This window comes from Mycobacterium sp. E2497 (genome assembly GCF_001668695.1).
Classification (GTDB): domain Bacteria; phylum Actinomycetota; class Actinomycetes; order Mycobacteriales; family Mycobacteriaceae; genus Mycobacterium.
The window spans coordinates 1-15,670 of the sequence record NZ_LZKD01000212.1 but is presented as its reverse complement, the minus strand read 5'-3'; the positions used below and the strand labels follow the sequence as shown (position 1 = coordinate 15,670).

At 69.2% G+C, this 15,670-nt stretch carries 14 protein-coding genes; 2 read left to right on the top strand and 12 right to left on the bottom strand.

Features of this window, described 5'->3' with window-relative positions; translation table 11 throughout:
• The first annotated feature begins 27 nt into the window (after window positions 1–27).
• Window positions 28–855, top strand: a complete 828-nt coding sequence (locus A5713_RS19245) for a helix-turn-helix transcriptional regulator (protein WP_369804501.1) — start codon at window positions 28–30, stop codon at window positions 853–855.
• On the opposite strand, the gene A5713_RS19240 is transcribed toward A5713_RS19245, so the two are convergent.
• From A5713_RS19240 to A5713_RS19190, 11 genes are all read right to left on the bottom strand, one after another.
• Window positions 852–1,388, bottom strand: coding sequence for a hypothetical protein (locus A5713_RS19240; RefSeq protein WP_068098010.1), 537 nt, complete (start codon window positions 1,386–1,388; stop codon window positions 852–854). The genes A5713_RS19245 and A5713_RS19240 overlap by 4 nt on opposite strands.
• A 29-nt stretch (window positions 1,389–1,417) precedes the next feature.
• Complete coding sequence (locus A5713_RS19235) at window positions 1,418–2,914, bottom strand: NAD(P)/FAD-dependent oxidoreductase (protein ID WP_067918901.1); 1,497 nt, start codon at window positions 2,912–2,914, stop codon at window positions 1,418–1,420.
• 76 nt (window positions 2,915–2,990) lie between these two features.
• Window positions 2,991–4,055 carry an AraC family transcriptional regulator gene (locus A5713_RS19230; RefSeq protein WP_067918900.1) on the bottom strand — a complete coding sequence of 355 codons (1,065 nt, stop codon included), beginning with the start codon at window positions 4,053–4,055 and terminating at the stop codon, window positions 2,991–2,993.
• 95 nt (window positions 4,056–4,150) lie between these two features.
• Window positions 4,151–5,446, bottom strand: a complete 1,296-nt coding sequence (locus A5713_RS19225) for a fatty acid desaturase (RefSeq protein WP_068098009.1) — start codon at window positions 5,444–5,446, stop codon at window positions 4,151–4,153.
• 97 nt (window positions 5,447–5,543) lie between these two features.
• Window positions 5,544–6,740, bottom strand: coding sequence for a ferredoxin reductase (locus A5713_RS19220; RefSeq protein WP_369804502.1), 1,197 nt, complete (start codon window positions 6,738–6,740; stop codon window positions 5,544–5,546).
• Window positions 6,741–6,875: 135 nt separating this feature from the next.
• The gene (locus A5713_RS19215; RefSeq protein ID WP_067919079.1) at window positions 6,876–7,865 is read right to left on the bottom strand and encodes a xanthine dehydrogenase family protein subunit M; all 990 of its coding nucleotides are present in this window, start codon (window positions 7,863–7,865) and stop codon (window positions 6,876–6,878) included.
• Complete coding sequence (locus tag A5713_RS19210; RefSeq protein WP_068098008.1) at window positions 7,862–8,407, bottom strand: (2Fe-2S)-binding protein; 546 nt, start codon at window positions 8,405–8,407, stop codon at window positions 7,862–7,864. The genes A5713_RS19215 and A5713_RS19210 overlap by 4 nt, the downstream gene beginning before the upstream one ends.
• Window positions 8,407–10,707, bottom strand: a complete 2,301-nt coding sequence (locus tag A5713_RS19205; protein ID WP_068098035.1) for a xanthine dehydrogenase family protein molybdopterin-binding subunit — start codon at window positions 10,705–10,707, stop codon at window positions 8,407–8,409. The genes A5713_RS19210 and A5713_RS19205 overlap by 1 nt, the downstream gene beginning before the upstream one ends.
• A gap of 117 nt (window positions 10,708–10,824) precedes the next feature.
• A complete protein-coding gene (locus tag A5713_RS19200) occupies window positions 10,825–11,331 on the bottom strand; it encodes a hypothetical protein (RefSeq protein ID WP_067919073.1) in 507 nt (168 codons plus the stop codon).
• Window positions 11,332–11,380: 49 nt separating this feature from the next.
• Window positions 11,381–12,241 (bottom strand): polyphosphate kinase 2, encoded by an 861-nt coding sequence (gene ppk2, locus A5713_RS19195; RefSeq protein ID WP_068057281.1) that lies wholly within the window; start codon window positions 12,239–12,241, stop codon window positions 11,381–11,383.
• Between the two features lie 44 nt (window positions 12,242–12,285).
• Window positions 12,286–13,704 (bottom strand): wax ester/triacylglycerol synthase family O-acyltransferase, encoded by a 1,419-nt coding sequence (locus A5713_RS19190; protein ID WP_067919070.1) that lies wholly within the window; start codon window positions 13,702–13,704, stop codon window positions 12,286–12,288.
• Between the two features lie 184 nt (window positions 13,705–13,888).
• On the opposite strand from A5713_RS19190, the gene A5713_RS19185 reads away from it, so the two are divergent.
• Window positions 13,889–14,434, top strand: a complete 546-nt coding sequence (locus A5713_RS19185) for an Rv3235 family protein (RefSeq protein ID WP_156751948.1) — start codon at window positions 13,889–13,891, stop codon at window positions 14,432–14,434.
• Between the two features lie 9 nt (window positions 14,435–14,443).
• On the opposite strand, the gene A5713_RS19180 is transcribed toward A5713_RS19185, so the two are convergent.
• The gene (locus A5713_RS19180; protein WP_068098007.1) at window positions 14,444–15,601 is read right to left on the bottom strand and encodes a cation:proton antiporter; all 1,158 of its coding nucleotides are present in this window, start codon (window positions 15,599–15,601) and stop codon (window positions 14,444–14,446) included.
• Window positions 15,602–15,670: the final 69 nt, after the last annotated feature.

The window sequence follows — 15,670 nt, the reverse complement described above, 5'->3', positions numbered from 1 at the left end:
CCACCTTGGCTGTTGCACGCCCATGTGATGACCCAGACGGTGGATAGGACACAGGAGCTGGCCGCGTTCCTGCGGAGTCGACGCGAACGCCTGGACCCGCATGATTTCGACCTGCCGTCGCGCCGGCAATCGCGGCGCACGTCGGGATTGCGGCGCGAAGAGGTCGCCGAACTGGCCGGGGTCAGTGTCGACTACATCGTGCGGCTGGAACAGGCCCGCGGGCTGCGGCCCTCAGCGGATGTCGTGGAGGCGCTGGCCCGGGCGCTGCGCCTAGCTCCAGACGAACGCGCCTACCTTTTCGACCTGACCCAGCAGCGCCCACGCAAGGCCGACAGCCCGGCGACCGCTGCGGCGCCGCCACTGGCAGAGCTGGTCAGCGACCTGTCGCCAATGCCGGCCATGCTGATGAACCACCGCTTCGACATCCTGACCTGGAACGGCGAAATGGCGAAGCTGATCACGGATTTCGATGCCCTACCGCCGCCGCAGCGCAATTCGATGTGGCTATGCCTGATGCATCCGGAAATACGCGAGCTATATGTCGACCGTCGACGCGTCGTGCGGGAGGGGGTCGCCCACCTCCGCGCCGCGTGGGCCGCCCACCCGGACGATCGGACGCTGACCGATCTCATCGCCGAATTCATCTCCGGTGACGACGAATTCGCCCGCTTGTGGGCCGAGCGAGACGTGAAGGTGAACGGCCGCGGAGAAAAGGTGATGCGACACCCCGAAGTCGGCGTGATCGCAGTGCACTTCGAAGTGCTCATGCCGCTTGAAGATACGGACCAGCGGTTGATGATCTGCCGCGCCGCGAACGCCGAGAGCAAGTCGGCGCTAGAGCAGCTCGTGAACTAAAGCCAGCCGGTGCGGGCGGCGGCGACCGGCTCGGCCGGCGACGGGGCCAACTCCCCGTCGCGCACGCCGTCGAGCATCCGCTTGACCGCGGCGACGATCTCCGGGGCCGCGGCGGCGAGCCCGGCCTTGTCGGCCTCGCTGACCTGGTCGGGGTCGACGCCCGCCCGGGCCAACACGGCGGCCGGGTCGGCCAGCTGCCCGGCCAGCCAGCCCACCGGGTCGGCCGACAGCTCGGGGACGAAATGCCGGCGGCCGGGCTCCCACCCGTCGAACCGGGGGTGGTGATGGGCCCGGTCCAGCGTCCCGGGCGGGCTCTCGGTGGAGCCGAACAGGTCCACCCGCCACACCGGCCGGTTGAAGCCGATCGGGACGCCGGCATAGATCGATCCCTGCGGCTCGTCCCGGTCGACGAGGCGCAGTTCCAATCTGACTCCCCGCTCCGGGGTCTCCTGGCCTTCGAGCGGGCGCGGGTCGACGAAGAACATGTCCCCGACGACCACACCCATGGTTTCGAATCCAAACGCTGCGAGCATGTTTCCGAGCGTAGTCCCCGGCCGCGGCGTTAGGCGCCGACCTTCTTGGCCGCGCGCTCGGGCAGGACCACCTCGTAGTCCGCGAGCACTGCGGTGCGGGTGCGGCGCTGGTATTCGTGCACCAGGCCGGGCCAGTTGGTGGTGACGCGGCCGGAGGCGGTGCGGTACCAGGAGTCGCAGGTGGTCCACACGCCGGCGTCCAGGCGGGACTGGACCTCGGCGTCGTAGGCCTGCTCCACGGCGCGCCGGACCTCGAACGCGCGGGCCACACCTCCGCGGGCAAGCTCCTCGGTGAGCTGGCGGATGTAGCGGGCCTGCTGCTCCATCATCAGGATGATCGAGCTGCTGCCGAGGTTGGTGTTCGGCCCGTAGATCAGGAACATGTTCGGGAAGCCCGGCACGGCCATGCCCAGATGGGCGCGGGCCCCGTCGGACCACTCGGCGTGCAGGTCCCGCCCGTCGCGGCCGGTGATCGTCATCGGGGCCAGGAATTCGGTGGCCTTGAACCCGGTGCTGTAGATGACGACGTCCACCTCATGCAGCCGGCCGTCGGCGGTCCGCACCCCGGTGGGCGTCACCTCGGTGATCGCCTCGGTCTCGACGTCGACGTTGGGGCTGGCCAGCGCCGGATACCAGTCGTTGCTGAACAGGAGGCGCTTGCAGCCGACCGGGTAGTCGGGCGTGAGCTTGGCCCGCAGCACCGGATCCTTGACGTGGTGCTTGAGGTTCGCCGATGCGACCACGCCGATCAACCAGGCGAGCGGGGCGACCTTGGTCAGCGCGAGGCCGAAGAACTCCGAGATCTCCCAGATCAGCCCGCGCATGGCGGCGGCGAACCCGGGCACGTTCCGGAACGCGGCGTGGTGGGCGTCGGTGTAGGCGCGGTCGGGCTTGGGGATGATGTACGGCGCGGAGCGCTGGAAGACGGTGACACGCGCGGCGGTTTCGCGGATACGCGGGACGAACTGGATCGCGGACGCACCGGTGCCGAGCACGGCGACGCGCTTGCCGGCCAGGTCGACGTCGTGGCGCCATTGCGCCGAATGGAACGAGGGGCCCGCGAAGGTGTCCAGCCCCGGAATGTTCGGCAACGCCGGCCGCGACAGCTGGCCGACGGCGGGCACCAGCACGTCGGCCTCGAACACTTCACCGGACGCGGTCTCCACCCGCCACGTGGCGGTGCCGTCGTCGTAGCGGGCCGCGGTGACCTCGATCCCGGTGCGCACCAGGTCGCGCAGGCCGAACCGGTCGGCGGCGGCGTGGATGTAGCCGAGGATGTCGGGCTGCTCGGCGTACCGGCGTCCCCAGTCGGTCTTGCGGGCAAAGGAGTAGGAGTACAGGTTCGACGGCACGTCGCAGGCCGCGCCGGGGTAGGTGTTCTCCCGCCAGACGCCGCCGATGTCGTCGGCCTTCTCCAGCACCGTCACATCGGCCAGGCCGTCGCGGGAGAGCTCGTAGGCGGCGGCGAGGCCACCGAAGCCGGCGCCGATCACCAGCACGCGAGGCTTGCGGATGGTCGAAGTCATGAAGCACAGGTTAGGGGTGGGCGGCAGGTCGCCGGCAGCCGATTGCGGTCGGCAAATCCATGATTCCGGCCACGATTCAGCCGGCGGCCAGGCGGGCCCGCGGCGCGACCGAACGCTGATAACGCGCCGGGGTTGTGCCCGTCCACCGTTTGAACGCGGCGATGAAACTCGTCGCCTCGGCGTAGCCCAGCCGCAGCGCGACGTCCTCCACCGACAACGCGCCCGTCGCCAGCAGTTCCTCGGCGAGGACCCGGTGCACCTCATCGGCCAGATCCCGGAACGTGGTGTTCTCCTCGGCCAGCCGCCGGCGCAGCGTCCGCTCGCTCATCGCCAACTGCCGCGCGACGGCTCCGATGGTGTGGGGTTCGCCGTCGATCGACGCCAGTCGCTCACGCACCCGCCGGGCGACGCCGGTCCGCTGCCTGCGGCGCTCCAGCAGGGCGCGGCACTGCTGCTCGCACACGGCGACGCTGCTCGCGCTGGCGCGCGGGAGCGGCTCGTCCAGCAGCGCGGCCGGCCAACGTGCCACATTGGCCGGCGCATCGTAACTCGGCGCCACGCCGAATGCCTTGCACGCCAACGCATCACCCGACGACGGCGCGGGGCCCGCGAACTCGATCGAGGTGAACGGGACGGGGCGGCCCAGCATTTCCGCCATGACCCGGGCGATCGCGACCAGGTCGCGCCGCACCAGGAACTCCGCGACCGGACCGGTCAGGCCGGGCAGGTCGAGCCGCATCGCGGCCACCGGCCCGTCCACCGTGACCGTCGGTAGGCCGAAGCCGTAGCTGAGCTCGTAAAACCGGGCCGCGAACCGGACGGCATCACCCAGCGTCGAACTGGTGAGGCAGGCGAAGCCGAAGATGCCCAGCGACCCGACGTGATAGCTGTCGCCCACCCGCACCCCCAGGTCGGCAGCGTCACCCAGCAGGTTCACCAGGTTGGTCGCGACCGTCAGCTCTTGGCGCCCGACGATCATCCGCTCGTGGTCGCGCAGGTCGGCCTCCGACAGGCCGGTCCCTTCGAGGACGTCCGCTACGGCAAGCCCGTTGCGGGAACCGAACTCGGCCATCAACGCGACGCTGGTCGTGCTCCGCGGGAAGTCCCAGTGGGAAACCTGGGACCCGACGAAGACCTGCACGTATCCCAGTATGGCGAACGGCGGTGCGCCGAACGTGCACTCACTGCGAGAATCGGCCCGAAATCTCGCCCTCAGTACACGTTCGGCGAAAAGGGTTAGGCCGCCAGGCCGTCGGCACCGCCGTTGGCCCGCCGCGCATCCCGCTGCGCGCGCTTGGCGCGCCGCCACCCACGCACGGTCTCGATGGCGGTCTTCAGCCCGCGGCGCCGGCCGGTCTCCGGGTCGGTGCCCGCGAAGCCGGGCTCCAGCTCGGCGAACATGCGCTCGCTGCGGGTCTCCGGCGCGTCGTCGGCGCTGTCACGCAGGTAGGAGTTCGGCAGCGACAGCTTGGCCAGCGTGCGCCACGTCTTGGCGTACTGCACCAGGAAGGAGCCCGTGGTGTAGGGCAGGTCGTACTTGTCGCACACCTCACGCACCCGCACCGCTATCTCCTCGTACCGGTTGCTGGGCAGATCCGGGAACAGGTGGTGCTCGATCTGGTGGGACAGGTTGCCGCTCATGAACCGCAGCACCGGCCCGGCCTCGAAGTTGGCGCTGCCCAGCATCTGGCGCAGGTACCACTGACCCCTGGTCTCGCCGACCATGTCGGTCTTGGTGAATTTCTCCGCGCCGTCGGGGAAATGGCCGCAGAAGATGACGGCGTTGGCCCACACGTTGCGGATCACGTTGGCCACCGCGTTGGCCTTCAGCGTCGAGGTGTACGTGGCCCCGGGTGACAGCGCGGTCAGCGCCGGGAACGCGACGTAGTCCTTGAGCACCTGCCGGCCCGCCTTGGCCAGGAACTCGTCGACCCGCTGCCGGGCGTCGTCCTGGTCCATCCGCCTCTTGGCGATCTTGCCGAGCTCCACGTGCTGCAGGCCGACGCCCCACTCGAACAGGAGCATGAGCATGGTGTTGTAGACCAGGTTGAACAGGTTGAAGCGCTTCCAGCGCTGGTCCCGGGTGACGCGCAGCAGGCCGTAGCCGACGTCGTCGTCCATCCCGAGGATGTTCGTGTACTTGTGGTGCACGTAGTTGTGAGTGAATCGCCAGTGCTTGGACGACCCGCTCATGTCCCACTCCCAGGTCGAGGAGTGGATCTCGGGGTCGTTCATCCAGTCCCACTGGCCGTGCATGACGTTGTGGCCGATCTCCATGTTCTCGATGATCTTGGCCACGCCCAAGGTGACGGCCCCCGCCCACCACGCCGAGCGGCGGGAACTCGCGGCCAGCATCAGCCGGCCCGATACCTCCAGCGCGCGCTGCGCTGCGATGGTGCGGCGAATGTAGCGGGCGTCCCGCTCGCCGCGAGAGTCTTCGATGTCCTGGCGGATGGCGTCCAGCTCAACGGCCAGGCTCTCGATGTCGGCGTCCGTCAGATGGGCGAATACGTCGACGTCGGTGATCGCCATCGTCTTCCTTCCCTACGGTCGATGTTTCGGTTCGAAAACCAGATCCAGACCTACGCTATCGTAACCTACGAATCCGTAGGTTACCTGTGAGTAGCACTTAGATGTCGAGCACACAATCGCCCGAGGCGGCAGACACGCACGTCTGAATCCGCGTCCCCGGGTCGTGCTCCGCGCCGGTGCGCAAATCACGCACGTGGCCCTCCACGAGGCCGACCACGCACGACTGACATATACCCATCCGGCAGCCGAAGGGCATCTGCACGCCGGCGCCCTCGCCGGCGTCCATCAACGACGTCGCGGCGTCGGCGGCGACGGCGCGACCGCTCCGGGCGAAGGTGACCGTGCCGCCGGCGCCCGCGGGCGCGGCCTTGGACACGGCGAAGCGTTCCAGGTGCAGCCGGTCGCCGATGCCCGCCGCCGACCAGAGCTTCTCCGCCTGGGCCAACATGCCCTCCGGCCCGCAGGCCCAGGTGTGGCGGTCGCGCCAGTCCGGCACCTCGCGGTCCAGCAGCGCAAGGTCGAGACGGCCCTGCGAGCGGGTCTCCCGAAGCGTGAGGCGATAGCCCGGATGTTCGACGGCCAGCGCCGCCAGCTCGGCGCGAAACAGGACGTCGGACTCGGTGGGCGCGGAGTGCACGTGCGCGATGTCACCAATCTGGTTGCGGCGCACCAAGGTTCGCAGCATAGACATCACCGGCGTGATCCCCGATCCGGCAGTGAGGAACAGGATGGACGGCGGCGCCGGGTCGGGCAGCACGAAGTTGCCCTGCGGGGCGGCCAGCCGGACGATGGTTCCCCGCTCGACGCCCGCCACCAGGTGGGTGGACAAGAATCCTTCGGGCATCGCCTTGACGGTGATGGTCACGGTGCGCGCGGAGCCCGATCCGGACGTCTCGGCCGGGCTGGAGGTCAGCGAATACGACCGCCAGCGCCAGCGCCCGTCCATCAGCAGGCCGATCCCGATGTACTGGCCCGGCTGGTAGTCGAAGTTGAAGCCCCATCCCGGCTTGATCACCAGGGTCGCCGAATCCTCTGTCTCGCGGCGCACTTCGAGGATGCGGCCCCGCAGCTCGCGTGCCGACCACAGCGGGTTGGCCAGGTGCAGATAGTCGTCGGGCAACAGCGGCGTGGTGATGCGCGCGGCCAGCTTGCGCAGCGCGTGCCAGCCGGGGTGTCGCTCGGCACCCGCGACCACCGGCCGCTTGGTGTCGACGACGTTGCCCGCGATCGATGGGTTACGTCTGCCCAGGGGAAGCTCCTGCTCACAATGCTGCGTCTTGCTTGCACTCACCATTGTGGTCGACTCTGTGGGCCTCACGAAACCTACGGTACCGTAACCTACGGTTGCGTAGCCAGCGTTCGGTGGGCGCGATCACATCACACCCTCGGGCCGGGCCCTGCCGATCGCCCGCCCTCGCGGTGGAGCAACCTAGCCGGCCGCACTGGTGGCGAGCTTCAACGCCCGGACCACGGCTTGGCGGGCAAGGTCGATCTTGAATGCGTTCTGGCTCAACGGTTGCGCACCGGACATGGCGGCTTCGGCGGCGGCACGGAACGCCTGCGGACCCGGCGCGTTCCCGACCAGCGTGGCCTCCGATTCGATCAACCGCCACGGCTTGGGCGCTACGCCGCCCAGTGCGATGGCCGCCGACGTGATGACGCCGTCGGACAGCGCGAGGCCGACCGCCACCGATACCAACGCGAACGCATAACTGTGCCGGTCCCGCACCTTGAGGTACCAGGATTTCGCCGCGTAGGGCGACGGCGGCAATTCGACGCCGACGATCAATTCGGCGGGCTCGAGGGCGTTGTCGATCTCCGGTGTATCGCCGGGCAGGCGGAAGAACTCGCCGATCGGCACACGGCGCACGCCCCCGGGGCCCGCCACGTGCACAACGGCGTCGAGCACCGCCAAGGCCACCGCCATGTCGGAGGGGTTTGTGGCCACGCACCGCGGCCCCGCGCCGAGAACGGCGTGCTCCCGGTTGAAGCCGTCCAGTGCTGCGCAGCCCGAACCGGGTGCGCGCTTGTTGCACTTCGCGAAGTCGGTGTCCATGAAGTAAGGGCAGCGGGTGCGCTGCAGCAGGTTGCCGCCCGCGGTCGCCATGTTGCGTAGCTGGGTGGTCGCGCCGCTCAGAATCGCGTGGGAGAGAACGGGATAGCGGGTTCGGATCAGCGTGTGGTTGGCGAGCGCGCTGTTGGTGACGCCCGCCTCGATGTACACCCCATCCGACTCGGTCGCCGTCACCGAGGTCAGGCCGAGTCGGCCGATATCGATCAGCGCCGGCGGCTGGACGACGCCATATTTCATCAGGTCAACGAGATTGGTACCGCCCGCGAGATACACGCCCCCCGTCTGGACCGCCGCGGTGATCGCGTCGGCCACCGAGGTGGCGCGCTGATAGGCGAACGTCTTCACTGTGGCCTCGCCTCGGCAACCGCCGCGATCGCGTCGACGATGTTGGCGTATGCCCCGCACCGGCAGATGTTTCCGGCCATGCGTTCCTTGATCTCGTTCTCCGTCAGCGGGATCGAACCGTTCAGCGCCGCCTGGCGGTCACCTTCGAAGGAAGCCATGGACAGATCGCCGCGAGCGTGTTCGCGCAGCATCGCACGCGCCGACGAAATCTGGCCCGCGGTGCAGTAGCCGCACTGAAAACCGTCGTGCTCGAGGAACGCTTCCTGAAGCGGATCCAGATCGTCGCCGTCGGCGACGCCCTCGATGGTCAGGACTTCCGCGCCATCGATCGACACGGCCAGCGACAGGCAACTGAGCACCTGCTCCCCGCGCACGGTCACCGTGCAAGCGCCACACAGCCCGTGATCGCAACCCTTCTTGGTGCCGGTCAATCCCAAGCGCTCTCGCAGCAGGTCGAGCAGTGTGGTGCGGACGTCCACGAGTACCCGATGCGTCGTACCGTTGACGCCCAGCGCGATCTCGCATTCGGCAGCTGCCTCCATCAGCCGTTCCCCTCCGGCGTCGCAAACGGTGTCATGAGATGTTCGACGGTGATCGGCAGCTCGCGCAACCTGCGGCCGGTGGCGTGAAAGATGGCGTTGGCGATGGCCGCCGGGACACCGCACACCCCGATCTCCCCGATCCCGCGAACGCCGAGTGGATCCAACCCGAAATCGGGGGTGTCCACGAAGGAGACGTCGAAGTCGGGACGGTCGGCATGGGTGGGCACGTAATACTCCCCGATCAACTGTGCGGTGGCCGCGTCGTACGGGACCTGCTCCATCAGCGCCATGCCCAAGCCGAACGTGATGCCGCCCATCACCTGACTGCGCGCGAGTTTCGGGTTGAGGACGCGGCCGCAGTCCAGCACGGCGACCCAGCGTGTCACGGTCGCGCGGCCGATCTGCTCGTCGACTTCGACTTCACAGAAATGCGCACCGAAGGACTGCGAGATCGCGTCGCGTTGATCGCCCGCGTCGGCGGACATGTTGAAGCTCAGCTCTGTTCGGTAGCGCTCGGCCCCGCGGTCGAGCAACCCCGTCACCGGGATCCGCGGGTTGCCGCCGGGGCCCACCACGTCGCCGTCGGCGACGGTGAGCCGGTCCGGCGCCAAGCCGTGGAAAGGGGTCCCTTCGTCGTCGCTGACCAGCCTGAGCAGCCGTCGCTTCCATTCCGCCGCCGCCGCGAACACCGCCGAGCCGACCGTTGCGGTGGTCTGGGAGGCGCCGCTATACGGCGCATCGGGATAATCCGAGTCTCCGGAGGCAAACCTCAACTGCGACAACGGCAGTCCGCACGCGTCGGCGGCAACCTGGCTCATCGCCGTGCGCACCCCGGTGCCGAGCTCGTGGGCCGCCGAGGCGAAGCGCACCAGCCCGTCCGCTGTGGTGGCCACGCTGCAGGAGGCCGGCATCCGCCGACCAGGGTAGGTCGCGGTGGCCATTCCCCAGCCGATCTGTATTCCCCGATCCGACAACGAGCGGGGCGCCAATGGCCTTTTGTCCCAACCGAATCGCTCGGCGCCCAGGGTGTAGCAGTCCCGTAGGTGCTCACCGGACCAGCGCTTCCCGCTGGGCTGGTCGAAGTCCACGTGGTTGCGGATGCGGAGCGACAGCGGGTCCACCCCCAGCTCGTAGGCCAGTTCGTCCATGGCCGACTCCAGGGCGAACAAGCCGGGCGCCTCCCCCGGCCCGCGCATGAAGCACGGCGTGGGCGCGTTGATGCGCGCGACCCGGTGCGAGACGACCAGCCGGGGCGAGTGATACAAGAACCTGCTCGACAGCCCCGTCGGCTCGCAGAAGTGGGCCACGGTGGATGTCTCGGTGACGGTGTGATGTTCGGTGCTGCCCAGCAGTCCGCTGTCCGCGGCAACGAGCGTCACCCGCTGCTCGGTGCGCGGCCGGTGCCCGGTCGAGGAGAACATCTGGTTGCGGCTCAGGACGAGCTTGACCGGCCTACCGACCGCGCGGGCCGCGACGGCGACCAGCACCACGTGCATCCACAGAAAGCTCTTCGACCCGAACGCCCCACCGACCAGCGGTGCGATCACCCGGACATTCGCCTCGGGTATGCCCAGGTACCCGGCGAGCACGGACCGCTCCCCGGTGATCCAGCGGGTGGTGTCGTGGACGGTGAGCCGGTCACCCTCCCAGGCGGCGATGGTCGAGGACAATTCGATGGGATAGTGCGCGTTACGCGGTGTCGCGTAGTGGGAGTCGATCCGGTGCGGCAGGGGCGGCTCATCAGGTGCACCGCGGCGGTCCTGCAGCTTCTCCTCCTCCAGCTTCACGAAGTGGTCGGGCAGGTAACTCCCGTACCGAATCCGGCCGTCCTGTTCGTCGGGTGGCTGCGGCCGGGTCAGCGTCTCGGCGGCGCTCAGCGTCGCCGGGCGGTGCTCGTAGTGCAGATCGAAAAGTGACGCCGCATACGTCGCGCGCTCCGGCGAGTCCGCAACCACGAGCGCCATGTGCTGCCCGACGTGGTGAACCGTCAGGTCCGACAGCGGGGGCCGCCGCTCGATGGGCACGTCGAACGTGAGGTCCTGTGGAAGCGTGTGCAGTGGAGGGCAATTCAGTGGCGTCAGCACGTACAGGACACCCGGTGCCGCCGCGGCGCGGTCGGCGCCGGCGAGCAGTGACTCGACGGTGACCGCCCCCCGCGGGATCTGCGACTGCACGAGGGCCGCGTGCGCGACGGAATCGACGACCGTATCGGCGGTGTAGCGGGCACGCCCGGTGACCTTGGCACGACCCTCGACGCGGTCGATGGACAGGCCGACCTGTCGCGCTGGTGGCTGCGTCATCGAGGCGATGCGGCGTCGCACGAGTTGGGACGCCGGGCATGTCGCGGCAATGACCCCTGGTTCATGGCTGCATGTTAGGCCCAGAGACGCGACGCCGCCGGGTCCGCATGCGCGGCCCTACAGCAGCTCGAGCAGGAACGGCAGCTCCTGGTTGGCGTACCACGCCAAGTCGTGGTCCTGCGCGTCGCCGACGATCAACTCGGCATCCTCGTCACCCAGGTCGGCGGCGTCGATCGCCTCGATCGCCTTCGTCACCGCCGGCTCGGCGCCCGCGTTGTCGACGTACGCGGCGATCACGTCTGCAAGCGCGACCGGCCCGCCGAGCCGCACCACCGCGTCGTCGAGGTCCGGCCGGTAGCTGACGTCGCCGACCTCGGCGGCCAGCACCGCGCGCCGCGGCGGCAGGGACCCGCTGGCGCCCGCGTCATCGGCCAACAGGCGCAGCGAAGCCAGCGCCGCCTCACGCAGCGCGACCTCGGCGAGCTCGTCGTCGTCGCCCTCGGCGTACGCCTCACGCAGGGCCGGTGTCAGCGCGAATGCGGTGCCGTTGACGGGCCGTACCGAGCCGTCGGCGACGAGCCGCTGCAACATCGCCAGCGTGGCCGGAATGTAGACGAGCGTCATAGTGACACCTGCCGACCCGCTTCGACCGGCCCCGCCGCTCTCGCGATCGTCACGAATCCCCAATCAGTGTGGCCGCGTAGTCGTCGACGTATTTGGACAGCTCGCGCGGCGGGCGCCGGTAGTTGCCGCTCACCACCGGCGTCTTTGGCAGTTTGACGCGCGGCCGCTCGACGTCGTGATACGGGATCGTAGACAGCAGGTGCGCCATCATATTCAGGCGCGCGTGCTTTTTGATGTCCGATTCCACCACATACCAAGGGCTGACCGGGGTATCGGTGTGCACCATCATCTCGTCCTTGGCGCGTGAATAATCCTCCCGCTTGTACAGCGATTCGGTGTCCATCGGGCTCAGTTTCCATTGCCGCACAGGGTCGTTCAGCCGGGCCTTGAACCGCCGGAGCTGCTCGCCCTCCGAAACCGAAAACCAGTATTTGCGCAGCAGAATCCCGTCGTCGATGAGCATCTGCTCGAAGATCGGGGTCTGCCGCAAAAACAGCGCATGCTCTTGGGGCGTGCAGAATCCCATGACCTTCTCCACGCCGGCGCGGTTGTACCACGACCGATCGAACAACACGATCTCCCCTTTGGCGGGAAGGTGGGCGATGTAGCGCTGGTAATACCACTGGCCGCGTTCCCGGTCCGTCGGCGAGGGCAGCGCCGCGATGCGGGCGACGCGCGGATTGAGGTATTCGGTGATTCGTTTGATGGTGCCGCCCTTGCCCGCCCCGTCGCGGCCTTCGAAAACGACCACCAGGCGCTGGCCGGTATGGCGCACCCACTCTTGCAGCCTCACGAATTCGGTTTGCAACCGGAATAATTCGGCTTGGTATACCTCGTCGGAAATCCTGGGCGCGTTCGGCGCAGTTGATTTCGCCGCCTTCGCCTTGGCGCTCTTCGTCGCGGTGCTCACATCAACGAATGATAGAACCGGCCATCGCTTTTCACTGTGACCAATTACCGGGAAGCCTCCAGCAATTCCTCGAGCGACTGGCTCAGCAGGCCGGGCAGCAGCTCGACGTCGCTCATCGCCTCGCGGTCGGCGTTGATGCCGAAATACAGCATGCCGTTGTAGGACGTCACGCTGATGGCCAGCGCCTGGTTGTGCAGCAGGGGCGGGACGGCGTAGGTCTCCAGCAGCTTGGTGCCCGCGATGTACATCTGCGACTGGGCCCCGGGCGCATTGGTGATCAGCAGGTTGAACGTCCGCCTGGAGAAGCTCGGGAAACTGGTGGCGACCCGGATGCCCATGGCGTGCAGCGTGGGCGGCGCGAATCCCGACAGGGTGACGATGGTCCTGGCGTCCACCAGGCGCGCGGCCGTCGGGTTCGACTCGGTGGCGTGCGCGATCTGCGACAGCCGCACCACCGGGTTGGGCTCCCCCACCGGCAGGTCCACCAGGAACGGCATCACCTGGCCGATGGCCTGGCCGGGTCCGCTCGCATCGAGCTGGCCTTCGGCGTAGATGGACAGGGGCGCCATCGCGCGCACGGTGGCGGTCGCCGACACCGCCACCCCCCGTGACATCAGCCAGTTGCCCAGGGCACCGGCGATCACCGCGAGCACCACATCGTTGACGTCGCAGTCGTAGCGCGCGCGCACGGTGCGGTAGTCCTCCAGGTTGCAGCTAGCGACCGTGAACCGCCGGTGGCGCGACACGTTGGCGTTCAGCGGGCTGCTCGGCGCGGTGCCGCGCGCCACGGTCCGCGCGAAATCGACGACCCGGCGACCCGCGGCCAGCAGTTCACCAGGGTTGGTCACCAACCCGCCGATGGTCGACCCGACGGCCTGCAGCTGGGTGGTCGGCCCCACGAACCAGTCGCCAACGGCCCCGAAGATCAGCCGCGCGTTGCCCGGGTCGCGTTCCGGGACCCAGATGTCCTCGGGCAGGGCCGGGGGGCGTTTGGTGCGATCGGCGATGACGTGGTTGATCTCCAGCGCCGCCATGCCGTTGATCAAGGCTTGATGCGACTTGGTGTAGAGGGCGACCCGGTTCTTGGACAGGCCCTCGACCAGATACATCTCCCACAGCGGCCGCGACTTGTCCAGCGGCCGGGCGGCCAGGCGGGCGACCAGCTCCTGCAGCTGTTCGTCGCTGCCCGGGGAGGGCAGCGCGGAGCGCCGCACGTGGTAGGTGATGTCGAAGTCGGCGTCGTCGATCCACACGGGCCGGGCCGAGCCCACCCGCACCTCACGGACCTTCTGCCGGTAGCGCGGGATCTGCGGCAACCGCCGTTCGACCGTGGACAGCAGCGTCTCGTAGCTCAATCCCGCGCGCGGGCGGCGCAGGATCGACAGCGATCCGACGTACATCGGGGTGGCCGTGTTCTCCAGCCGGAAAAACGCCGCGTCCGCCGGGGACAACCGGGTCACCATGCGAGCCGTCCTCCTCGTCGAATCATCGCCGGCGTCGCTACACGAGATTTCCCGCCCACGGTAATCGGCTGGGCGGGGCCGGGCCGAGCGCGGGTACGCGCGCGCCCGAGTTGTGCCATGATGACCACTGCCTGCCACTCTCCAGCGGGCTTCCGGTCCCGGCCGATGAGTTGGAGAGTGCGCGTTGAACACCGGTCCTGTCGTGGGTCAGCCCGACGCCTTCGCCGTCCTGCCCGTCGTCGACTACGAGCCTCCGGCACAGGAGGTACCGCCGAATGCCGCGGCCTGCCGGCGGTCGTCCCGCGCGCCGTCGCTACGGCGCAGCTCCCACGCGCCGCGCCGGCCCCACCCGCCGGGAAGGCCGACGACGGAGCCCCGCGCCGCCGCGTCGCCGCAGATGCGGCAGGCCGCGGCCTTTGCCGACGCCGCGTTGCGGCGGGTGCTCGAAGTCATCGACCGGCGCCGCCCGGCCGCCCAGCTGCGCCCGTTGCTGACACCCAGCCTGGTGGATTCCGTGGTCACGGTGGGCCACACGACCGCCGGCCACGAGGGCGCCGCGGTGCTGCGGCGGATGCGTCTGCAGCCGGCCGGTCATGGGGACCCCCAGGCCGCAGCCGAGGTCTCCGGCTCCTACAGCCGCGGCGACCGGATCCACGCGATCGCCTGCCGCGTCGAGCGGGCGCCCGGTGGCGGCGGCCGGTGGCTGGTGGTGGCCCTGCACATCGGTTGACCCGACGGGTCAGCGCACCGGACCGGCGCTGGGCGCCAGCGGACCGCCCGTGTAGCGGGTGAGCACCGGCCCCGCGATCGCCATGACGAAGACGTACGACGTCGCCAGCGCGGAGACCGCCGGGATCGACGTGCCCGCCAAGCCGATGATGATCAGCGAGAACTCGCCCCTGGCGATGAGCGCGGTGCCCGCGCGCAGCTGCCCGCGCCGCGCCACCCCGTCGCGCCGGGCGGCGAACACCCCGGTGGCGACCTTGGTGGCCGCCGTCACCGCGGCCAGGATCAGCGCCGCGGGCAGCATCGGGACCAGCGCGTGCGGGTCGACCGAAAAGCCGATCGCCAGGAAGAAGATGGCGGCGAACAGATCCCGCAGCGGGCGGAGCACGCGACGCGCCCGATCGGCGGTCTCCCCGGTCAGCGTCAGGCCCACCAGGAAGGCGCCCACCGCGGCCGACGCGTGCAGGGATTCGGCGATGGCCGCCACGATCAGCGTGATGCCCAGCACCCGGAGCAGCAGCTGTTCGGAGTCGGGGTGTTCGACCAGCCGGCCGACGTGATGGCCCCAGCGATAGGACGCGGCGAAGGCGGCCAGCAGTGCGGCCACCGCCGCCACCATGCCGACGACGGCGTGCAGCCAGCCGCCGCCGGCGGCCAGCACGGCGAACAGCGGCAGGTAGGCCGCCATCGCGAAGTCTTCGAGGACCAGCACGGAAAGCACGGCCGGCGTCTCCCGGTTACCGAGCCGGTGCAGGTCCTCCAGCAGGCGGGCGATGACGCCCGAGGAGGAGATGTAGGTGACCCCGGCCAGACACAGGATCGCCACGCCGTCCAGCCCCAGCAGCCAGCCGGCGACCGCGCCGGGCGCCGCGTTGAGGACGACGTCGACGCCCGCGGACGGCAGGTGGTGGCGCAGGCTGGCGGCGAATTCGGCCGCCGAGAACTCCAGGCCCAGGGTCAGCAGCAGCAGCACGACGCCGATGGGCGCGCTCGTCGTAATGAACTGGCCGCCGGCCTCCAGCGGCAGGATCCCGCCCTTGCCCAGCGACAGGCCGGCGAGCAGGCACACCGGGATCGGGGACAACGCGAATCGGCGTGCGACGGCGCCCAACACGGCCAGCGTGGCCAGGAGGGCGCCGAGTTGTAGCAACAGCGCCCACGAAACCTGCACCGGCTCAGCCCTTGTCGATTATCTGCTCGACGCCGGCGATTCCGTCCTGAGTGCCGATCACGATCAAAA